Here is a 22,009-nt window from a genome sequence, read left to right on the forward strand (position 1 = left end):
CTGTTAACTATTAAACTTTATTCAAATCACATCCCCATGCCCAGAAAAGCCTTTACTGCCGAAGGTGCCGTATCCGTTGGTCCTTACTCGCATGCTGTAGAAACTGGTAACCTATTATACTTATCCGGCCAAACGCCAATAGATGCTGCTACTGGTAAACTGGTGGAAGGAGACATTTCAGCCCAGACGGAGCAGTGCTTTGTAAATCTTTTTGCGGTGCTTAAAGCAGCAGACCTTACCCCGGACGATGTAGTGAAAGTAAATGTGTTCCTAACTGACATGGCCAACTTCAGCGCGATGAATGAAGTGTATAAAACGCAGTTCTCAGAGCCTTACCCGGCACGTACAACTATAGGCGTGGCATCCTTACCACTGGGCGCGCAGGTAGAAGTTGAAATGATAGCAGCCAGAAAATAGGTTTTACCACAGCCGCCAATTTTAAAACCCCTTATCTTTGCATCGCAACAAAGCATAGCTATGATAGACGAGCAGCATAACCCCTGGACTACCCTTTCATCGAAAAATATCTACCAAAACCCCTGGATAAAAGTGCGCGAAGACAAAGTGCTGAACCCTAAAGGTGGCGAAGGTATTTACGGTGTGGTAAGCATGAAGAACAAAGCTATCGGCATTATTCCGATAGATGATGAAGGTTATACTTACCTGATTGGCCAGTACCGCTACCCGCTCAACGAATATAGCTGGGAAATACCAATGGGGGGTGGTTTGGTAGAGAACGATATCCTTGAATCAGCAAAACGCGAACTACAGGAAGAAACTGGTTTTACTGCTGCAAAATGGACGAATATTTGCCGCCTGCATACTTCCAACTCCGTTACCGACGAAGAAGGCTTCGTTTTTCTGGCACAGGAATTAACCGCAGGTGATACCGCTTTTGAGGAAACAGAAGAACTGCACATCAAACGCGTACTATTCACCGAAGCCGTGCGCATGGCACTTAATAATGAGATAACTGACGCTATCAGCGTTGCAGGTATCCTAAAAGCTGCTTTTATACTTGGAGTCAGGTAAGTTTTCCCTTTCCAGCCTCTTGTCAGACTCCGGATTTGCAGATTAATATAGACTTCGTAGCATCCGTAGGTCCTATTAGCGTCTGGCTACGAAGCAAAGGTTATTGGCAAAGACGCTCTAAGGTTTTGTAAACGCTCGGAAGTGATTTCTGTCTTTGCTATAGTTGCCGTGGTCCAACCATCCCCAGCCCCTCCTGGTCTAAGGCGGGGAGCTTTCCATGCCCCTAACGTTTCATCAACTATAGTTCTATAGTTACAGCCTGTGAACGAACAGGTTATGACCAGTACCTACGAAACTACAACCACGAGAAAGCTATATAACTATATCAGCTCAAACAAACTATAAAATTAGCTATCGAACTGATTTCAGTCTTTGGGTTGAGCGCCTTTGATTTGTTGCGGTGCCGAAGGCAACACGAGCACAGCGAGGGTAGCTTCAAATCAGCAGCGCGATGCCCGAAGACGGGGCCTCGCGGCCGTGAGCACACCAAAGCTAACTATAGAAAGGTAGGTGAGTAGAGCTCCCAGGATTGGAGGCAGCTATAGAATAAAGGCTTGGTTCAATTAATTATATAATCTAATAGGACATATAAGATCCCTCGGCTAACGCTCGGGATGACAAGGCGGAAACTATAAACTGTACTTCTAACCATACCATTCACCACTACACCACCATATTGAATTATTCTGCAGCGGCAGTGGTTTTTGAAGCGTTGAACAATGCTGGAATATTCTTACATTTGATCCCATGAAAGTGCTGAAATACCTGTCGCAACGTATTTATACTACCTGGTGCTGCACCTGGTTTATAGTACCTTTCGTGGTGACATATCCATTTCAGGTACTGCTGTTGCGCAAGCAGCAGTGGCACAAACATGTACATAACATTAACAGGTTATGGTCTACCATATTTTTGCGCATGTTCATTACCCCTCTGCAGGTGGAGTGGCGCATGAAATTAGACCCGGAGCAGCGTTATATCTTTACGCCAAACCACAGCTCTTACCTGGATATTCCGATGATGCTGCGCGCTATCCCCGGTTTTCTTAACTTTGTAGGGAAAAGCTCGTTGGCTAAAGTACCTTTATGGGGTAAAGTATACGGAGCGCTTTATATCAGCGTAGATCGTAAGAGTGCCATGAGCAGTGCCAAGAGCTACATTCAGTCTAAGAAAACGCTGGATGAAGGGCGTAGCCTGGTTATTTTTCCGGAAGGAACCATTGCCCCGAATGCAGGGCAGGAGCTGTTGGAATTTAAAGATGGGCCTTTTAAAATAGCAATTGAGAAGCAGGTGCCGGTTGTGCCGGTAACTATGCCGTATAACCAGTACTTTATGCCTGACGTGGAAGAAGTAGGCTTGCGATTGCGCCGCCATCCACTCAAGCTGATCATACACGAACCTATTGAAACCGCAGGTATGACTTTGGAGGACCTGCCGGCACTAAAGGACCGGGTATTTCATATTATTCAACAAGAGTTAACTAAACACAACTATACGGATGTCAACAGATATTCAAACCATCAGAAAATTAGCACACCTGGCCAGGCTGGAGTTTAACGAAGAGAAAGAACAGGAGATGCTGGGCGACCTGAACAAGATCCTGAACTGGGTAGATAAGCTGCGCGAGCTGGATACCGAAAACATAGAGCCCCTGACGCACATGACCGCCGAAGTGAATGTGATGCGCGAGGATGTGGCCCAAAATACCGTTACACACGAAGAAGCATTGTTGAACGCTCCTAAAAAAGACTCCGATTACTTTAGAGTGCCAAAGGTACTGGAGTAAAAGGCAAGGCTGTTTATGAGTAAAACCAACTTCTGGAAAAACTGGGATACTAACCTGAAGTATCCCTATCTTTTTTTAATGGCCCTTGCTTTAGCAGCTCTGTTGCTAGGCGGCTATTATTATTTTGCCGGTAATACCTCGGCATACGCCTGGGATAAGATAACTGACCTGCAGCTGGTGTCGGTGCCTGTACACGAAGTTACCAGGCTGCTCGAGCCATTTACATTATATGCTGATGGGTACCTGGTGCTGGAGCAGTACGATGTAGCCCCAGCCGTAGTCAGGACCTGGCCTGCCGTTATTTTCCTGAGTATACTTGGCATCTGCATCGCTTTTTACACAGCCGCAATAAGTACCATGCGGCAGGTGCCATACTTTGCAGGTGTTCTGCTGCTGATGCTGTTCCTGGCATCCTTTAACATCGATCTTTTACAGGTTTTTGGAGCTGAGCCCAGCCAGACAATGTTGCTGATGGCTATTGTGCTGCTGGCCGGGTTAAGTTATGGTTTCCATGCATTCTGGAAGCATATAACTTTTGGCTGGCGTGTAGTTGCTATGCTTGCTGCTGTGCTTGTTCTAGGTGTGGCTATTTTATCCGAAGCCGAGTTTGCCCCTTCGCTTACAGCCCTGCACCTTGTAAACTATAGCTCGCTGGCTACGCTCATTGTTACCACACTCTTCATGATATGGGTATCTTTTGAGAACATAAATGCCCTGCTCTGGATAAATACTCAGGCAAAGACACCTGAGCGCCGTTTCAGTATTTGGCAATTTATACTGATCTCAGGTCTATACTTAACTAACCTGCTTCTTTTATACCTGCGCCACGTTGGTTACCTGCAAACCGATCTGATTTATGTTAATGGTTACCTGATTCTGTTGCTTTCGGTAATCGCCGGCTTTTGGGGAATGCAGCAGCGCGAAGCTTTTTATGGTAAATATTTCCCGTTCAGGCCTACAGGTGCTGTTCTATACTTAGTGTTTGCTACCATTGCGTTTCTAAGTATAGGTTATGCGTTTGCTACTGCCAACGATTCGCTCACTGTACTATATCATAACCTTATTATCTATACCCATCTGGTATATGGGGGAGTTTTCTTCCTGTACCTGATGCTTAACTTTGGTAAGCTGATAAAGGAGCGTAAAGCAGTTTACAAAATTGTATATGAGCCGCGTGTATTTACACTGTTCTCATTCTTCCTGATGAGTACCGTGGTAGTGGCTATACTGGTAATTCGAACTCAATACAGCACCTATTTCCAGGCCAAGGCTGGCTACTATAATTATCTCGGGGATCTGTACCAGGCATCTGAAAACCCGGTGTTGGCAAAACGCTTTTATGAAGAGAGCGATGTGTACGATATCAATAACGTGAAAGCCAACTATAGCCTGGCTTCTATGTACCGCGAAGAGCAGCAGCGCAATAACGAGATCGTGCACCTGAAAGGCGCTATGGCCAAGCGGCCAAATCCGAAGCTGTATGTGCGCATGGCCAACCTCTACGACGAGAAACAATATTTCTTCGAAAAACTGTACGTGTTGCACGAAGGTATTGACAAGTTTCCGGAGAGTGCAGAGCTTTATAACAACCTGGCACTGCTTTACATGCAAACCAGCGTAACTGACTCTACAGAATATTATTTCAACCTGGCCCAGAAGTATTCTTCAAACGAAGAAGCCATTCAGAGCAACAGGCTGGCCTTTTATACCCGACAGGCTATGTTGGAACCAGCACGTGCTTTACTAGCGCAGAGCAAAGGCGGGAACTATACTTCGTTACGCAGCAACATGGCGGCGCTACGGCAACTGTTAGGTGCAGATGCAGGACAGAAGGATGAGGTTTTTGCACCTGATTCGCTGGAGCGGGTTGAAGAATTTACGCTTTTCTATAACCAGGTACTTAGCGGGTTAAGTAACGGCGATACTTCTCAGCTCAAGACCATAGACCGGTATCTGAAAGCCTCAGGCAATCAGCTGTTCCAGGAAGATCTCTTGTATAGTAAAGCTTTGGTGCACCACTATAACGGTCGCCCGAAAGAAGCCAGAAGTATAGTTGAGAATTTAGCCTTAGCCGCCTCAGAGCGAAGCGGGTACTATTATAATGCATTAGCCATCTGGATGCTGGAGGAAGAGAATTATCGTGCGGCTGCTCACTACTTTAAACTGGCAAAAGATCATGGGTATAATCAGGCCTTTTTATCGCATGGGTATGCGCTGGCAATGGCCCACGATACAGAAGCAGCTGTAAACTCTTTACAGGAAGTAGGATATACGGAAGTAGCATCTGCCATGCAGGTGGCCGACCAACTACAGCAGGTATTACAGCAGGATGTGCAGCAGATTATTGCTACAGCCCCGGATGCTGACAAAGTTAAATACCTGCAGGCTTATTTGTCGCAACTACAGCCCCAGGAGGTAGATGCACTTGTAAGTGCCGTTAAAGAGAAAGAACTGCAGCGTGTGGCATTGCTTGCCCGAATAGACTACCTGCTACAGCGTAAAAACTGGAAAGCAGCGAACCAGGCAATTAAGGAGGCCGGCACCAGGTTACAACCAGAAGGTGAACTGCGCAGCAGGCTTAACCTGCAACAGCTAAAACTATGGCATTACACAAAGAATTATGATGCCTTGCTCAGCCGCATGGATAACCTGCACCTCACCAACCGGGACAAGAAGTATAATTTATACTTTAAAGCAAGTATAGCAGCAGCTAAAGGGCGTACACGGGAGGCGGCTGAAAAGTATAGCCAGGCAGTAAAAATGCTTTTGTATGATGAAGAAGTAGTAAAGGCTGCTGCTGCTTTTTATAAAGAGTATACCCCTGATAAGATGACGTCTTATGAGATTTTGCTGGATGGTATAACCTATAATCCTTTCTCAGCAGAGCTGCACAAGGCATACGCGCTGGAAAGTCTGGATAAAGGGTTGGAAAGCTATGCAGAGCAGGCACTTCAGACATTACAGGGCTTGCTTCCTGCCTCAGAATACAGTACATTTATAAAGCAGTATGAAAGCCACCGCCAGGCTGCCGCAGAAAAAGCTGACGACTGGCAACTATAAAAAGCCTGTATGAGCATCATTATTGAAACACATCATATTTCTAAAGTATACCGCATGGGCAGCGAAGTGATCAATGCCCTGCAGGATGTTTCTATCACCATAAACAAAGGCGAATATGTAGCTTTTATGGGGCCGTCGGGTTCTGGTAAATCTACGCTGATGAACATTATTGGCTGCCTGGATACGCCAACCGGTGGGCAGTACATCCTGAACGGGAACGATGTGAGCAACATGACTGATAACGAATTGGCTGAAGTTCGAAACAAAGAGATCGGTTTCGTGTTTCAGACCTTTAATCTTTTGCCACGTCAGTCGTCGCTGGAGAATGTGGCGCTGCCCCTTATTTATGCAGGTTATAACAAATCGCAGCGTGAGGAGCGGGCACAGAAAGCGTTGGAAAGCGTAGGCTTGGGAAACAGGGGCAAGCATAAACCAAATGAGCTTTCAGGCGGTCAGCGACAGCGTGTGGCAATTGCCCGTGCTTTAATTAACAATCCTAGTATTATACTTGCCGATGAGCCGACCGGTAACCTCGATACCAAAACCTCTTACGAGATCATGGAGCTGTTCGAGAACCTGCACTCTAAAGGCAATACAATTATTATGGTAACCCACGAAGAGGACATTGCAAGATATGCACACCGCATAGTACGCTTACGCGATGGTTTGATCGAATCGGATACTATAAACACCAATATAGCTACCGCAGCCATGATGCGTGAAGCAAACACTGTAAATGAAAATATACACTAAAACCGGCGATAAAGGCACCACTGCGCTGATAGGGGGAACCCGCGTAGCCAAATCACATCTTCGTATCGAAGCTTACGGAACTATAGATGAGCTGAATTCATATATCGGGCTGGTACGTGACCAGGAAGTAAACACATCAAGAGCTGATATTCTAAAAGAAATACAGGACAGGCTGTTTACCATTGGCTCTATGCTGGCCACTGATCCTGAAAAAGATGTGAAGATGGTTACCCCGGACCTGCACAACGAAGACATTCTGCTGCTGGAAAAAGAAATAGATGCAATGAGTGAAGATGTACCGCCGCTGCGTGCTTTTGTACTGCCGGGTGGTCATCAGTCGGTATCGTTCTGCCATGTCGCCCGTTGTGTTTGCCGTCGGGCAGAGCGGCTGGCTATCCGGTTACAGGAAGAGTCTCCCGTTGAAGAACTGATTATTATTTATTTGAACAGACTTTCAGATTACTTGTTTGCTCTTTGCCGCCGTATGACTTACGAACTGAAGGCAGAAGAAATAACCTGGAAGCCCAGAGTTTAACAACCCTTTACAACTAACATTATAGCTATGTCTACTGATACGTTAACTATATCTACCCAACCTGTAGCAAAGTCGCGCATTTCAGAGCTTGATTTTAATAATATTGAATTTGGTAAGATCTTTTCGGATCATATGCTGGTGGCTGACTTTAAAGATGGCGCATGGCAGAGCCCACAGATCGTACCATACGGCAACATGTCGCTGAGCCCGGCTACATCGGCTATACATTATGGTCAGGCTATTTTTGAAGGCATGAAGGCGTACCGCAGTGCGGATGGTGATATCCTGCTTTTCAGGCCATACGATAACTTTAAGCGCCTCAACATCTCTGCAGACCGCATGTGCATTCCTGAGATTCCGGAAGAGATATTTATGCAAGGGCTTGAGCAACTACTTCGTGTAGATGCTGCCTGGGTACCACCAACTGCCGGAAGTGCCTTATATATCCGTCCGTTCATGTTTGCTACCGACGATTTTATTGGTGTAAGGCCATCCTCCAACTATAGATTTACTATTTTCTCGTGCCCGGTGGCAGCTTACTACAGTGCACCTGTAAAAGTAGCTATTGAGACCAACTATGTACGTTCTGCAGAAGGTGGTGCAGGGTACGCAAAAGCAGCTGGTAACTATGGTGCGGCTTTGTATCCGGCAAAAAAAATGCAGGAAAAAGGGTATCAACAGCTAATCTGGACCGATGCCAAAGAGCACAAGTATATCGAAGAATCAGGCACTATGAACGTAATGTTCGTGATCGATGGGGTGCTGATTACACCTAGTGTGAGCTCAACTATACTTGCCGGTATTACCCGCGACAGTGTATTACAGGTTGCCCGTGATATGGGATATAAAGTAGAAGAACGCAAAGTATCTGTGGCAGAAATAGTAGAAGCTCATAAAGCCGGTACCTTGCAGGAAGCATTCGGTACAGGAACAGCTGCAACTATAGCCCAGATTGCAACTATATACTATAATGGTGAAGACATGGATCTGCCTGCTGTAGAAGGACGTGAGATATCGAACAGGGTAGCTCAGGAACTGGATCGGATTAAAACTGGCCAGGCGCCGGACCCATATAACTGGGTTTACAGGATTAGCTTATAGTAAGATAAATATAGCATCAGATGCTGAAGTATAGCCACCAGGTTTATATTTCAGCATCTTCTTGTTTTAAACAAAGTATAGCAAAACAAAAACTATAAAACGATGACTGCAGAGCAGGTAAGAGATTTAAAGGCGCGCGTAGAAGCCTTGAGGAGGTATCTTTGACTACGATAACAAAAAAGAAGAAGTAGAGAAGGTTGAACTCCAGACCACTGCCCCCGACTTTTGGGATAATCCGAAAGAAGCCGAAAAAGTGCTGAAAGAAGTAAAGGGCATTAAAGTATGGACAGAACATTACGAAGAGGTAGAAAAGAAGTATAACGACCTCGAAACGCTTTTCGATTTTTACAAAGAAGGAGACGTTACAGAAGAAGAAATTCAGCAGGAAGCCAAAGCTACTACCGAAGCGATAGAAGGACTGGAATTTAAACGCATGCTGAGCGGCGAGGAAGACCAGCTAAGCGCTATACTTGAGATAAACCCCGGTGCAGGTGGAACCGAAAGCCAGGACTGGGCTGAGATGCTGATGCGTATGTACATTATGTGGGCTGAGTCTCATAATTTTAATGTAAAACAACTCAACTACCAGGCTGGCGATGGTGCAGGTATAAAATCGGCAACGCTGGAAATTACCGGTGACTTTGCCTATGGCTATTTGAAAGCTGAGATTGGGGTACACCGTTTGGTTCGCATTTCTCCATTCGATTCAGGTGGGCGTCGCCATACGTCGTTTGCTTCCATATTTGCTTACCCTGTAGTGGATGATACCATCAATATCGAGGTAAACATGGGCGATATTGAGTGGGATACGTTCCGTTCGGGTGGTGCCGGTGGCCAGAACGTGAACAAAGTAGAAACGGCTGTGCGTTTAAAGCACAAGCCAACAGGTATAGTTATCGAATGCCAGATCGAGCGTTCGCAGCTCATGAACAAAGAACATGCTATCCGGATGCTGAAGTCGCGGTTATACCAGATAGAGGTAGAGAAGCGTAACGAGGAACGCGACCGCATCGAGAGCACCAAAAAGAAGATAGACTTTGGATCCCAGATCCGGAACTACGTGCTGCACCCATACAAATTAGTAAAAGACGTAAGAACAGGCGTAGAGCGAACAGACGTGCAGAATGTATTAGATGGCGACCTTGACGAATATATTAAAGCTTACCTGATGCAGCAATAGAAATCATACTTCAACAGAGATATTTCGGCACCACAGCTAACGCACATTTATAGTTAGCTGTGGTGCCTTTTCATTTTATCAATCCGAACCAAAGTTACTTCTCCTTTTCGAGTTTTAAATATGAAGTTAGATTCTCTATAAAGACTTCAAATAATATAGCGATATAACAATAGATGTATAAGGCGCACTATAAATAAAATTAAAAGAATATTTTCTATTACTACTATACTGGTTGTTTAAACATTGATTCGGGCTCAGAGTAATCTTTGTTACAGTGTTTGTAGCTGCTCCAGATGTATTTTTCTGTCCTACATGCCCTTGATTAACAGGTACAAATTGATAAAAATAAGTTTTTATCAAGATTAAATTTGATTGTGTGCGTATAAGGTATAGTTAAATAATATTGCCTTCCCTCTACATTCAGAACTATACTCCTGGTGCTACTATAAAATATTAGTCCTCTACCGCCTGCGCTATAGTTTCTGTTCGCAATAGCTCCTCATAAACGTTTCTGTTGCTCTTATGCGAAAGAGGCTGTTTATCTCGTGTTATCTGCTTTTCACTCTGTTAACTCATCTTACTTATGACAGCAAATGAAAAAACTATTACTTCTAAGTTTTGTCTTGATGTTCACCCTATTTCAACAGGCGTTTGCACAAGGCAGGACTGTGTCTGGTAGAGTAACTGACCAGGCAACTGGACAAGCCCTACCGGGTGTGGCTGTAATAGTACAAGGTACTACCGTTGGTACATCAACTAACGTAGATGGTGCTTATACTATTAGTGTGCCAGCCGGTAGCAATGCACTCGAGTTCCGATACATCGGATATCAAACTGTAACAAGAACAATTGGTGATGCTACTTCGATAAACGTTACACTATCTGCTGATACAAGACAACTGCAGGAGGTTGTTGTAACCGCACTTGGTGTGGAACGCGAAGAACGATCGCTTGGCTATTCAGCCAGTACTGTTCAGAACGACGAAATTACCAAAGCCAGAGCAACCAGCCCGATGAACTCGCTGCAAGGTAAGGTAGCGGGTGTAAATATTACACAAGCTTCTGGTCAACCAGGTGCTTCTACAAAAGTAATTCTTCGTGGTTACAGCTCTATTGGCGGTGATAACAACCCGTTATATGTAGTGGATGGTGTGCCTATAACTAACGGTTCCGGAAACTATGCAGCCAGTACTGTTCCTGGTGATGTTAACAGAACCCAGGACTTCGGTAACCGTGCCAACGACATTAACCCCGACGACATCGCATCTATAACTATACTTAAAGGTGCTGCAGCAACATCTTTGTATGGATCAAGAGCTGCAAACGGAGCCATACTTATTACTACCAAACGTGGCCAGGTAGGCGAAAAACCTAAGATTGAGTTTGCCAGTTCAGCTACCTACTCACGTCCTTTGTTTCTGCCACAACTGCAAAACCGTTTCGGACAAGGTTGGAATGCTACCTATATCAGTAACGAAAACGGTAGCTGGGGACCAAGACTAGACGGACAAACACGCCTATGGGGTAACGTAGTTGATAACGCACAGCAATTGAAACCTTTCGCTGCACAGGAAGATAACCTGAAGGATTTTTTTGATACAGGTAGTTCTTACCTGAACACCATATCTGTAAGTGGTGGCTCAGAGAAATCTACTTATTACCTCTCTTATAGTAATGCTTCTGAAAATGGTATTATACCTACCGATGCAGATACTTATTATCGAAATACGGTTGCTTTAAGAGGTTCTACCAAAGGCGAAAAGCTTTCTGCTTCTTCCAGTCTGAATTATGTTCGTAAAGATGCTGCAGTAGTTACCACTGGTCAGGGTGGCGCTGGTACAACCTTGTATCAGGAGATCATCCAGATTCCGCGGGATATGAGTATAGTAGACTTCGAAGACTTGAATAACCCATTCAATACAAACGATAACTACTTTACGCTTTACGCGCAGAATCCATACTGGCCAATAACCATGAACGGTAACGACTTTGAAGAAAACCGATTCTTTGGTAACATCACATTAGACTATAAATTAAATGAATGGTTAACCTTATCAGCCCGTGGTGGTGGTGACGTAGCAAACGGTGGATTAAAAGACTGGATCAGGCCTTATGATTATACGCCTGGTAGCCCTAACGCTACAGCCAGCCCATCAGAAGGTTATGTAGCTGAGATAAATACAATTGCAAGAGAGTTAAACTCTGATATAATTGCGTCTACTAATAATGACCTGTCAGAAGAAATCCATCTTAATGCGTTGGCTGGTTTTAACGTGAACGAGCGCTATGGTAAAAATACGACAGCATCTATCACTAACTTAAGTATACCAGACTTCTTCGACCTGTCAAACACAACAGACCCTGTAACAGCAAATACTACTACACAACAACGTAGATTAGTAGGCTTGTATGGTCAGACCGAATTCTCTTACCGGGATTACCTGTTCCTGACCTTGAGTGCCAGAAACGACTGGTCTTCTACACTTCCAAAAGAAGATAATTCTTTCTTCTATCCGGCAGCAAACATAGCCTGGGTGTTCACAGATCAGTTCACAGATATGCCAGCAACATTATCTTATGGTAAGTTAAGAGCATCCTGGGGACAAGCTGGTAATGATGCTCCTGTGTACAGTGTAGACCAAGTATTTATACCAGGCGGTACAGGTCTTGGCTTTGGTAGTATTCTTTTCCCGATTGCAGGTAGAAACGCCTTTGAACAAACCAACCAGATCGGTAACACCCAGTTACAACCAGAGATTACAACTGAAATTGAAATCGGTACAAACCTGGGCCTTTTTGATAACAGGCTTAATGTTGACTTAGCCTTTTATAACAGGAAAACAACTGACCAGATTCTGGCTGTGCCTGTAGATCCTTCAACAGGTTTTACTACCAAAATACAAAACTTCGGCGAGGTACGGAACAGAGGTATAGAGCTGCTGCTTTCAGGTACTCCGGTACAGGCAGGAGACTTTAACTGGGATGTTCGTTATACTTTCACAAGAAACAGAAACGAAGTTGTAGAACTTACTGAAGGCCTTGAAGAGGTGCTGTTAAATGGTGTGTACGGCATTAGATTCGTTGCAGAAGCAGGAGAACCACTTGGTGTGTTTAAAGGTATTGATTACCAGCGCGATTCACAGGGACGCATTATAGTTAATGAAACAACTGGCTTCCCGCTGGCAGGTGAAGAAGTTAAATTTGGTGATGCGCAGGCTGACTTCCAGATGGGTTTATATAATACCTTCAATTATAAGGATTTCTCACTTTCTTTTGGTTTCGACTATAGAAAAGGTGGTCTGTTCTATTCATATACCCAACGCCTGACTCAGTTCGTGGGTAACTCAACTAACACGTTATATAATGATAGGCTACCATTTATTGTGCCTAATTCAGTTGTAACTGTTGATGCGGATGGTGATGGAGTTCCGGATACGAATGGTGAGGGCGATTTAATTACTGTACCAAATACTACCCCTGTTGATGCACAAAGTGTAGTAGATTACTGGAACCCAAGCAGTAACCCACCAATTGAGCGTGAGCACCTTAAAAACAGAACCTTCCTGAAGATGCGCGAACTTACATTAGGTTATAACCTTCCTGCTACTTTTATAGAGCGTACTCCATTCAGTAGCGCCAACATCAGCTTTGTAGCCAGAAACCTGTTTGCAGCAACTCCTGAGGACAACAACATCATCGACCCTGAGTCTACAACTTTTGGTAACGACCTGCTTAGTGAGTTTGGTGAATTTGCAGGCGGACCGACTACCAGAAGCTATGGTTTAAGTCTCAGATTTGGTTTCTAAGAACAGTTAAAATTGAAAGACATGAAAAGAGCAATTAGATATTTCGGAGCTATCATGGCAATGCTGTTCGTAACGGCCTCATGCGATGATTTTCTGGATGTTAACGAAGATCCAAATAACCCGGCAGATGCACCAGCAGAACTGCTGTTTCCGGCAGCTGTAATTTCTACGGCAGGTACAGTAGGTGGCCAGTATGCTATACTTGGTGGTATATGGTCGCAATATTATACACAAAACAATGCGTCTAACCAGTACAAGGATATAGATTCTTATAACATACTTCCTACTAATGGCACCTTTGCAGCCAGGTATACTGAGCTATATTCAGGAGCTCTATCTGATTATGAATCTATAAGAGTAAGAGCAAGAGCAAATGAACAATGGGATGCCTACCTTATGGCTACTGTTATGCAGTCTTATACATACCAGGTCTTAACCGATCTTTATGGCGATATCGCTTTTGATGAAGCACTACAAGGTGTTGAAGGCCAACTTGCTCCCGCATTTAGATCAGGGCCAGAAGTCTACGACTCCCTTATTGCCAGGATAGACGAAGCGCTGGCACGGCCTTTCCCAGCAGAAGATGCCAGTGTTGGTCTGTCTGAGAACGACATTATATTTGGTGGAGATATGGTGCAATGGGTGCGTTTCGCAAATACCCTGAAACTCAAAATCTTCATACGCCAGTCTGAGGCCCGCCCTGCTGTGGCACAGGCAGGCATACAAGCTATGTATGCTGAAGGTGCTGAATTTTTAGGTGCACCTGATATCGTTGATGAAGAACCCGAAGACGAATCTGCTAAGGTGGACATTTTTGAAGATGTGACCAGCAGAAGAAATCCTCTGTATGAAATGGACCAAAGTACGGCACTAAATACGAACCAGAACCTGAAGGCAAGCAATACTATGCTAGAGTTCCTGGAGGCGAATAATGATCCGCGACTGCAGCGAATATACAGAGCGGCCGGAACAGGTGGTTATAATGGTATGGATCAGGGATCATTTAACTTAACATCAGGGCAACTTAACCCATTGTCTGTGTCCAGAGCATTGATTGAGCCTGATGCACCGGTTTATTTTATTTCTGAAGCTGAAAGCTATTTTTTACAAGCAGAAGCAGTATTAAGAGGATGGGGTACTGGTGATGTAGCCGTACTTTATAATGCGGGTGTAGATGCATCTTTTGAGCAGATGGGAGTAGAAAGAGGTGGCTTATATGCTTTCCCGGGAGGTGGTTTTGAAGAACAGCTGGAAGCAATTATAATTCAGAAATGGATTGCATTAGCTGGTACTTACCAAGGTATTGAAGCTTTTTTTGAACAGCTTAGAACTGGCTATCCTGATTTCTTCAGTTACTCTATTGAGGGTGTTACAGGTGATTTATTCCCAACCCGACTTCCGCTACCTAGCATTGTTTCGCAGCGCAATCCTAATGCACCGCAAACTCCTGAAAGTATAACAACGCCTATCTGGTGGGATATTGATTAATCCTAACGATCTAAATCTTTGAAATCATGAAAAAGAATAAGATATTTTACGTTTTCACGCTTCTCGTTGCAAGCTTGTTTCTCAGTTGCGATGAAGATACAGAAGGCATCTCTCAAACCACTTTCTACCCGGTATTCGACATGCAGGGTGAGCAGTTCCAGACTATACTGGTGGGAGAAAGCTATACTGATTCAGCCGTTACAGCTACAGAAGCTGGTGAAGAGATAGAAGTAACTGCTGAGGGGGAGGTTGATACAAGTACGCCGGGAGTATATATATTTACCTACTCTGCTACTAACAAGGATGGTTTTACACGCTCTGTATACAGATATGTAGGTGTACTTGATCCGGCAGTAGTTGATATAGATCTTAGTGGCCAATACAAACGTACTGCTGGTGCTGCAGGGGTCTCGACAGTTACAAAAATTGGCCCAGGGCTTTATAGAGCTGATAATATTGGGGGAGTAGGGACCCCAGGACCTTCTGATGCAATTCAATTCTTTCATCCGGAAGGCACTACTCTTATTGGCCCGCCACAAGTAGTAGCATCCGGAGCATTACATGCAATCGAAGATGGTTCTTTTGTACCACAAGGTAATACCGCCAGTCAATATAGCTGGAGGGTAATAGCTCCAGGGTTTGGTACCGTATTACGAACATTTGTAAGACTTTAATAGCAACGTTATGAAAATGAGATATACATATATTATTGCACTACTGTTCGTATTAGGAGTATTTAGTTCCTGCGACAGGGATGATCCGGATGTGGAGATGACCGCTGTGGGAGATATGGCTGGCGAATGGTATGTGACTTACCAGGTTCAAACAGGTTCTGGTACACCTGAACCATTTGCAGGTGGCTATCATCAGCATCTGACATACAATACTGCTGGCAATACTGATTCGATGTTTGTTGATGAATTTGGTACAATAGCTTTAAGTCAAACAAATACATTTCATTATAAAACAGCAGTTGGTATAAATAGAGCGGATAGAACATTCTCTACACAGAACAATTTAAATCTGTATGATAATAACTCTGTAACCATAAACAATGGTAAAGTGATTATCGGCGGTGGACGTTCAAGGTCAGGTGTAAAAACAGATAGCATTTATTACGAAGTTTCTTTAAGTGACAGACCTGATACCACCTTTATAGTATCGGGCCACAGAAGAACTGGATTTGAAGAAGATGAATTCTAACAGAGAAATACATCTAAAAAAGGGAGCATTTTGCTCCCTTTTTTTATCTCAAAAACTCATGATAGCCCTATGAGAACTATAAAATTGAATTTAGGAGCAGCTCTGCTCATTTTAGCTTTTGTAAACGGAAATGCATTTGCACAGCGTGGCGAGAAACTGGCCCTGCCACCCGGTGATTACTTTCATAATCAGCAATTTGCTATAGTTAAGTATGATAACATCACCGAAATAACCGAGAGAATTGAGAATGCCACTGGCTCTATATACCTGAATGATGAGTGGGCAACGGGTACACTTTATACTTCTTCGGGTCATGTGTTGCAGGACTCACAACTGAAGTATGATATAAAGCATGACGTGATGGAAATAAACACTCCGGATGGAGTTAAGGTTTTGCAAGGCCGCTACATTAAACAATTTGAGCTACAGGAAGCAAACCAAAAGGCCTTATATGTAAGTGGCAGCGATAATGATGTGGCCACAGGTTTGCATACAGCTTTCTATAAAGTACTCGCTTCTGCTAAGGATTTAAAACTCTTATCGCGCACAGAACTGCACTTGAAGCAATCTAATTACTCTCCTCAATTTGACGTTGGCAGCAAAACTGATAAGCTGGTTAAGAAAGAAAAGCTATACATAGCCCAAGGCAACAACCTTACAAAACTGGAGAAAGATAGCTTTTCTGTATTTGGGGGTAAAGCAGATAAAGTAAAGGCCTATGCCAAGGATAAAAAGCTGAAACTGCAGAAAAAAGAGGATGCTATTCAACTGCTCAGGTTTTATGCTAAGCTTAAATAAATGTACCTGATTGCTTACTATAGTTACCCGTAGGCTATAAATGGTAAAATCTTAATTAGTGCAAAAGCACATATCTCTTTTAGGATATGTGCTTTTGCGCTTATAGGTAACTGTAGTTATGAATTTGTATAATTTATCTTATAAAAGTATAAGTTATTATAATCTGTTGTCATTGCTGGTTTTTCTGATCTCTAGATTTAATGAGCAGGTTTGTCGATGTAAAATGCCTGTTCGTCGAAAAAAAATATGCTAAAATGTTGTTTTTGTCGATAAACATAAATATTATTGATTAAAGAATTGGAGCTCTATCGCCAGATGATTCACGTGTAGTTGTATTATAAAAGCTCCTCTTTTTCTATTCTCATTTTATATACATGATGGCTTGGCTGTTGTAAAGCAAGCATCAAATCTTTCATAATAGTTTAGTTTATATAGTTACAGCAAGCATAAAATGCTTCTGCAACTTTATTTCAAATGTTTTGCGCCTCTAAAAAGGTGTAACGGATAACTATTGCCTTTACTTAAGCTCTTAAACCTTAACTACTTAATCTATTATTCACTTTAATTGTATTCTAAATGAGAAAACTTTTACTACTTAGTTTTATTTTGACGCTAACGCTGCTGAACCAGGCAATGGCTCAAAGTAAAACCGTGTCTGGTACTGTAATAGATCAGGCTACATCACAAGGACTGCCGGGAGTGGCAGTTATCGTTAAAGGCACATCTGTAGGTACGGCTACAGGAGCAGATGGTAAGTATACACTCAACGTTCCTGAAAATGCCACTACGCTGGTATTTCGTTTTATAGGATATACTACAGTAGAGCGCGCTATTGGTAATGCCGCCAGTATTGATGTTACATTATCTGTAGATTCAAAAAAATTACAGGAAGTAATTGTTGTTGGTTATGGTACTCAAACCAAAGAGGAATTTACAGGTTCTGCTGCCTCTGTTTCAGGAGATAAACTAAAAGACGTGCCTGTTCAAAGTTTTGATCAGGCATTAGGTGGTAGAGCTGCAGGTGTAAATATTGTACAGCCGAATGGGGTTCTGAATAACCCTCCTGTTATAAGGATACGTGGTACAAACTCAATTTCCTTAAGTTCATTCCCACTAGTGGTTTTGGATGGTATTCCAATTAATACTGGTGATGTGTCTAGTACTTCTGCTGCCAGCAATGCACTTGGCGACATTAACCCAGCAGATATTGAATCAATAGACATTCTTAAAGATGCTGCGTCTACAGCTATTTATGGTTCAAGAGCTGCAGGTGGTGTATTACTGATTACTACTAAAAAAGGTAAATCTGGTAAACCAAGAGTTAATTATGAAGGTTGGGCCGGTGTAACAAATGCTACCAGACTGCCTGACCTATTAAATGCTGAAGAGTATATGCTGATTAAAAATGAGGCTGTACTTAACCAGAAAATATTAAGTGGTAAAGCTGATGACCCTAAAGTGGCATCTGCACTTTTCTTCCCATCTTATGATGCTGATGGTAAATTAATAGATACAGACTGGTATAATGAAGTATATCGTCAGGCTCGTCAGCAGAACCATAGCCTAAGTGTTTCAGGTGGTTCAGATGTGACTACTTATTTCTTCTCTGCAAACATCTCTGATCAGGATGGCTTTATCAAAAAGAATAACTTTCAGAGAAAAGCTGTTCGTTTCAACCTAGACCATAAAGTTAATAACTGGTTAAGAGTTAATGGCTCTGCAAACTATGTAAACAGCTTCAACTCTGCACCAAATACAGGTTCGGTACCAGGTTCTTCATTCAATACCAGTGGCTTAGGCCGACTTGCTATTGTTACTGCGCCAAACGTAGCACCACGAAATCCTGATGGCTCTTATAATATCAGAACAACTGACAACACAATGGGCAGAGGAGCAAACCTTACGCAGTCTGGTTTTACCAATCCACTTCCTTTATTAGACCTTAGCTCTTTTACTTCGGAGTCTGATCGCGTGTTTGGTACCTTTGGTGGTAATGTGCAAGTTGTTAAAGGAGTTGATTTTAAAACTTCTTATTCAATTGATAGAACCACTGTAGAAGGAATTTCTTTCCAGAACCCGCTACATGGTGATGGTTTCTCTAATAAAGGGAATGCAACCAACACTATGCAGCGTCTTGACAACTGGAACTGGATTAATACATTAAACCTTCAGAAGTCATTTGCTGATAAGCATAATATTACATTCTTAGTAGGTTCCGATATTCAATCTTTTGAGAATAAAGGTTGGGGTGCGAACCGTTTTGGAGTTGCTGATAACTTCTTTAATGAATATCAGGGTAACTTTACAAATATTAATCCTTCAGGTACTTATATTACAGAAAGAGCTTTTGTATCCGCATTTGCTCGATTTAATTATGACTTCTCTAAGCGTTATTTTATGACTTTTAACTTCCGTCGTGATGGAAACTCAGCACTAGCGGAAGGTAATAAGTGGGGTAATTTTGGTGGTGTTTCTGGTGGATGGGCTCTTTCTGAAGAAGGTTTCTATCAAAACTCCGGTTTATCTGACATAGCGAACAGTGTAAAACTTAGAGCAAGCTGGGGTAGAGTAGGTAATGGTAACCTTCCTAGTGCTTATGGTTCTATGTTCCTTTATGGCTCAGGCTTATATGCTGAAGTTCCTACACTAGTATTTAGTCAGGCCGGTAACTCTGAACTAGGATGGGAAACCAGTGATCAAACTAACTTAGGTTTCGACTTAGGTTTTCTTAACGACAGAATACAACTGGAATTTACTTACTTCAATAATGATGTAAATGGACTTATCCTAAGCGCACCACAATCACCTTCAAAAGGTATTCCGGATAACCAGATTTTGAAAAACGTTGGTTCAATGTATAATAGAGGTCTGGAATTTGCTATTAATGCAACTGCAATTGATAAGGGCAAATTCTCATGGAGTACGAACTTAAATTTTACAACGATTAAAAACGAAGTAACGGCTCTTGCAGATGGTAACGCTGATATTTTCGGTTTTACTGGTGGCCTTGAAATGACGAACGTAACCCGTGTTGGTTATCCTGTAGGTAGTATTTATGGCGTTAGAACAGCAGGTGTTAATCCTGAAAATGGTCAGCGTATTTTCCTGGATAAAGATGGAAAGCAGGTGCAATATAACCATGCTGCCCCTGCAGCACAGCGCTGGACATATATGGATGGATCAACAGCACCAGCCATTACAGCTGCCACAGACGGTAAGATTCTGGGTAACGCATTACCAACCTGGTATGGCGGTTTTCAGAACACTTTCAAGTATGGAAATATTGATCTTGGTATGAACTTCACTTATTCGGGTGGTAACTATATCTACAACGGTACCAAAGCAGGTTTACGTGATCAGCGCTTCTGGAATAACCATACAGATGTTCTGGAAAGATGGACACCTGAAAACAAAAGCACTGCTTTCCCGCGTGTAGTTTTTGGTGATAACGTTTCAAATGGTTCTGCCATGGTGATTTCTGAGAACGTTGAAAAGGCTGATTTCCTAAAGCTGCAATCTGCAACTCTAGGTTACAAAATTCCTGCAAATTTTGCAGATAAGGCAGGTATTAGCTCAATCAGAGTTTACACGCAAGTTTTCAATGCCTTCGTCTTAACTAAATATACTGGTGCAGATCCTGAAATTTCAACCAATGGTAATTCTAATATTACACCAGGTGTAGAGCGTAATTCTGTGCCACAAGGCAGAACATTTACTGTTGGTTTGAACATTGGCTTCTAACATTTTAATTGGAATAAAATGAAAAATATAAATATTAAAGTACACAAGCACTACCTGCTTAAAATGGCGTTTCTAGCTTTGCCATTTACATTTGCAGCCTGCGATACCGACGAGCTATTAAACCCAGTTCCGGAAACATCCATATCAGATAAGAATGCCTTTGATACTCCGGAAAGGATTCTTGGGCAGGTGAATGGATTATATGATGCACTCAAAAGTGGTCAGTTTTATGGTGGAAGACTCTTAATTTATAATGAGATTAGAGGAGAGGAGTACATTAACCGACTAACGAATGGTGTTACTGGCCTACAGACCTGGCAGCAAAATGTGCAGTCCGGAACTAACGAGGTACAAAACCTATGGGGAGCTGCTTATGCATCTATAAACAGAATAAATGTGTTCCTAAAGGGTCTGGAAGATAATAAAGCTAAAGTAGATCCTGCACTTTATACACAGTATCAGGCTGAGGCTAAATTTCTAAGAGCTCTTTGTTACCATAGTCTTGTAACACTTTATGCTAAGCCATTTAATGCCGATAATGGTGCTTCTCCGGGGTTGCCACTGCGTTTACAAGCTGAAACATCTACAGCAAATAACAACTTAGCCAGAAGTACGGTTGCTGAGGTTTATGCACAGATTTTGCAGGATTTGGACGATGCTGAAGCTGGCTTGCCATTAAATCATGCAACAGATCTCCTAAACACAACAAGAGCTCATAGAAATACTGCAATTGCTTTGAAGACCAGAGTATACTTGCATATGGGTAATTATGGTAAAGTAATTGAAGAAGCTCAGAAGATTGTATCTGGTACTACAACTTTTACAGCACCAACTGGAGTTGCACATGCCCTACAGGCTGATGTTGCAGTTCCTTTTGTTAACTATACTACAACAGAGTCGATCTTTTCAATGCCCATGTCTGATTTGGACGTGCCAGGTACTCAGAACCAGCTAGGTTTTTACTTTAATGCAGCTCCGACCGGAGGTGGTGAGTACTACTTAAACACTGCAGGTATAGTAAATGATCCGGCGTGGCCTGATACTGATGCAAGAAAAACTAATTTTATAGTTACTGAAGGAGGAAATATGTATCTGAAAAAGTTCAATAAGCCTTCTCCGTATACTGACTATGTTCCTGTAATAAGATATGCAGAAGTATTATTGAATTATGCTGAAGCTGCTGCAAGAACTAATGATCTTCCGAAGGCAATCGCCTTATTATCTGCAGTGCGCCAAAGATCAGATGCTTCTTATATTTTCCCGGCTGAAGCTATTGCAACCCAGGAAGCTCTTATAAATACTATCTTAAAAGAGAGACGTATTGAACTTCTAGGAGAGGGCTTCAGATCAATGGATATCACTAGAACACTTCAAACTTTCCCGGAGAAAACAGGAGGTGGATTAAGTGCACCAGCTGTTGCGCCATCTTCTAGTGATTATGTATGGCCGATGCCAAGCACTGAGATCGCAACCAACAAAGACCTGTAATATAGATTTGTTTGTCTTATAAGCCCGTTACATCTTGT

General features: G+C 42.9%; 16 protein-coding genes. All 16 read left to right on the plus strand.

Translation table 11 applies throughout. The features are described from left to right. The first annotated feature begins 36 nt into the window (after positions 1–36). The 16 genes from MJ612_RS14305 to MJ612_RS14380 all read left to right on the plus strand — a co-directional run bounded on the left by MJ612_RS14305 (position 37) and on the right by MJ612_RS14380 (position 21,971). Positions 37–417 carry a RidA family protein gene (locus MJ612_RS14305; protein WP_187031055.1) on the plus strand — a complete coding sequence of 127 codons (381 nt, stop codon included), beginning with the start codon at positions 37–39 and terminating at the stop codon, positions 415–417. A 60-nt stretch (positions 418–477) separates the two neighbouring features. Continuing rightward, positions 478–1,032: an NUDIX domain-containing protein gene (locus tag MJ612_RS14310; protein ID WP_187031053.1), complete on the plus strand. Its 555-nt coding sequence runs from the start codon at positions 478–480 to the stop codon at positions 1,030–1,032. 747 nt (positions 1,033–1,779) lie between these two features. Then, a complete protein-coding gene (locus tag MJ612_RS14315) occupies positions 1,780–2,589 on the plus strand; it encodes a lysophospholipid acyltransferase family protein (protein WP_187031051.1) in 810 nt (269 codons plus the stop codon). After that, positions 2,531–2,818 (plus strand): Asp-tRNA(Asn)/Glu-tRNA(Gln) amidotransferase subunit GatC, encoded by a 288-nt coding sequence (gatC, locus tag MJ612_RS14320; RefSeq protein ID WP_187031049.1) that lies wholly within the window; start codon positions 2,531–2,533, stop codon positions 2,816–2,818. Before MJ612_RS14315 ends, gatC begins: the two co-directional genes overlap by 59 nt. A 15-nt stretch (positions 2,819–2,833) precedes the next feature. Further along, positions 2,834–5,878 carry a tetratricopeptide repeat protein gene (locus MJ612_RS14325; protein ID WP_187031047.1) on the plus strand — a complete coding sequence of 1,015 codons (3,045 nt, stop codon included), beginning with the start codon at positions 2,834–2,836 and terminating at the stop codon, positions 5,876–5,878. A 9-nt stretch (positions 5,879–5,887) separates the two neighbouring features. Then, positions 5,888–6,631 carry an ABC transporter ATP-binding protein gene (locus MJ612_RS14330; protein WP_187031045.1) on the plus strand — a complete coding sequence of 248 codons (744 nt, stop codon included), beginning with the start codon at positions 5,888–5,890 and terminating at the stop codon, positions 6,629–6,631. Beyond that, entirely contained in the window at positions 6,615–7,166 is a 552-nt protein-coding gene (locus tag MJ612_RS14335) for a cob(I)yrinic acid a,c-diamide adenosyltransferase (protein WP_187031043.1), read from the plus strand. The genes MJ612_RS14330 and MJ612_RS14335 overlap by 17 nt, the downstream gene beginning before the upstream one ends. Positions 7,167–7,193: 27 nt before the next feature. Beyond that, positions 7,194–8,267, plus strand: a complete 1,074-nt coding sequence (locus tag MJ612_RS14340; protein WP_187031041.1) for a branched-chain amino acid aminotransferase — start codon at positions 7,194–7,196, stop codon at positions 8,265–8,267. Between the two features lie 102 nt (positions 8,268–8,369). After that, positions 8,370–9,447 (plus strand): peptide chain release factor 2 gene (gene prfB / locus MJ612_RS14345; RefSeq protein WP_187031039.1). Its coding sequence is split into 2 segments (ribosomal slippage): positions 8,370–8,429 and positions 8,431–9,447, totalling 1,077 coding nucleotides; the frame shifts between segments, so codons are not numbered across the junction. Positions 9,448–10,073: 626 nt separating this feature from the next. Then, positions 10,074–13,253 (plus strand): SusC/RagA family TonB-linked outer membrane protein, encoded by a 3,180-nt coding sequence (locus MJ612_RS14350; protein WP_187031037.1) that lies wholly within the window; start codon positions 10,074–10,076, stop codon positions 13,251–13,253. A gap of 21 nt (positions 13,254–13,274) precedes the next feature. After that, on the plus strand, positions 13,275–14,741 hold the full coding sequence (locus MJ612_RS14355) for a SusD/RagB family nutrient-binding outer membrane lipoprotein (protein ID WP_187031030.1): 1,467 nt from the start codon (positions 13,275–13,277) through the stop codon (positions 14,739–14,741). 26 nt (positions 14,742–14,767) lie between these two features. Next, on the plus strand, positions 14,768–15,415 hold the full coding sequence (locus MJ612_RS14360) for an immunoglobulin-like domain-containing protein (protein WP_187031028.1): 648 nt from the start codon (positions 14,768–14,770) through the stop codon (positions 15,413–15,415). Positions 15,416–15,425: 10 nt separating this feature from the next. After that, the gene (locus MJ612_RS14365) at positions 15,426–15,944 is read left to right on the plus strand and encodes a lipid-binding protein (RefSeq protein WP_222619646.1); all 519 of its coding nucleotides are present in this window, start codon (positions 15,426–15,428) and stop codon (positions 15,942–15,944) included. Between the two features lie 69 nt (positions 15,945–16,013). Continuing rightward, complete coding sequence (locus tag MJ612_RS14370; RefSeq protein WP_187031026.1) at positions 16,014–16,742, plus strand: hypothetical protein; 729 nt, start codon at positions 16,014–16,016, stop codon at positions 16,740–16,742. A gap of 576 nt (positions 16,743–17,318) precedes the next feature. Beyond that, the gene (locus tag MJ612_RS14375; protein ID WP_187031024.1) at positions 17,319–20,483 is read left to right on the plus strand and encodes a SusC/RagA family TonB-linked outer membrane protein; all 3,165 of its coding nucleotides are present in this window, start codon (positions 17,319–17,321) and stop codon (positions 20,481–20,483) included. Positions 20,484–20,501: 18 nt separating this feature from the next. Beyond that, a complete protein-coding gene (locus MJ612_RS14380; RefSeq protein ID WP_187031022.1) occupies positions 20,502–21,971 on the plus strand; it encodes a RagB/SusD family nutrient uptake outer membrane protein in 1,470 nt (489 codons plus the stop codon). Positions 21,972–22,009 lie beyond the last annotated feature (38 nt).

The sequence above is a fragment of the Pontibacter deserti genome (genome assembly GCF_023630255.1).
GTDB classification, from domain to species: Bacteria; Bacteroidota; Bacteroidia; order Cytophagales; family Hymenobacteraceae; genus Pontibacter; species Pontibacter deserti.

What these genes read in the sequence shown, in the direction of transcription:
- MJ612_RS14310 (WP_187031053.1), top strand. Translation starts at nt 478, where the DNA reads ATGATAGACGAGCAGCATAACCCCTGGACTACCCTTTCATCGAAAAAT.
- MJ612_RS14375 (WP_187031024.1), top strand. Translation starts at nt 17,319, where the DNA reads ATGAGAAAACTTTTACTACTTAGTTTTATTTTGACGCTAACGCTGCTG.
- MJ612_RS14325 (WP_187031047.1), top strand. Translation starts at nt 2,834, where the DNA reads ATGAGTAAAACCAACTTCTGGAAAAACTGGGATACTAACCTGAAGTAT.
- MJ612_RS14350 (WP_187031037.1), top strand. Translation starts at nt 10,074, where the DNA reads ATGTTCACCCTATTTCAACAGGCGTTTGCACAAGGCAGGACTGTGTCT.
- MJ612_RS14335 (WP_187031043.1), top strand. Translation starts at nt 6,615, where the DNA reads ATGAAAATATACACTAAAACCGGCGATAAAGGCACCACTGCGCTGATA.
- MJ612_RS14355 (WP_187031030.1), top strand. Translation starts at nt 13,275, where the DNA reads ATGAAAAGAGCAATTAGATATTTCGGAGCTATCATGGCAATGCTGTTC.
- MJ612_RS14370 (WP_187031026.1), top strand. Translation starts at nt 16,014, where the DNA reads ATGAGAACTATAAAATTGAATTTAGGAGCAGCTCTGCTCATTTTAGCT.
- MJ612_RS14305 (WP_187031055.1), top strand. Translation starts at nt 37, where the DNA reads ATGCCCAGAAAAGCCTTTACTGCCGAAGGTGCCGTATCCGTTGGTCCT.
- MJ612_RS14365 (WP_222619646.1), top strand. Translation starts at nt 15,426, where the DNA reads ATGAAAATGAGATATACATATATTATTGCACTACTGTTCGTATTAGGA.
- gatC (WP_187031049.1), top strand. Translation starts at nt 2,531, where the DNA reads ATGTCAACAGATATTCAAACCATCAGAAAATTAGCACACCTGGCCAGG.
- MJ612_RS14340 (WP_187031041.1), top strand. Translation starts at nt 7,194, where the DNA reads ATGTCTACTGATACGTTAACTATATCTACCCAACCTGTAGCAAAGTCG.
- MJ612_RS14330 (WP_187031045.1), top strand. Translation starts at nt 5,888, where the DNA reads ATGAGCATCATTATTGAAACACATCATATTTCTAAAGTATACCGCATG.
- MJ612_RS14315 (WP_187031051.1), top strand. Translation starts at nt 1,780, where the DNA reads ATGAAAGTGCTGAAATACCTGTCGCAACGTATTTATACTACCTGGTGC.
- MJ612_RS14380 (WP_187031022.1), top strand. Translation starts at nt 20,502, where the DNA reads ATGAAAAATATAAATATTAAAGTACACAAGCACTACCTGCTTAAAATG.
- MJ612_RS14360 (WP_187031028.1), top strand. Translation starts at nt 14,768, where the DNA reads ATGAAAAAGAATAAGATATTTTACGTTTTCACGCTTCTCGTTGCAAGC.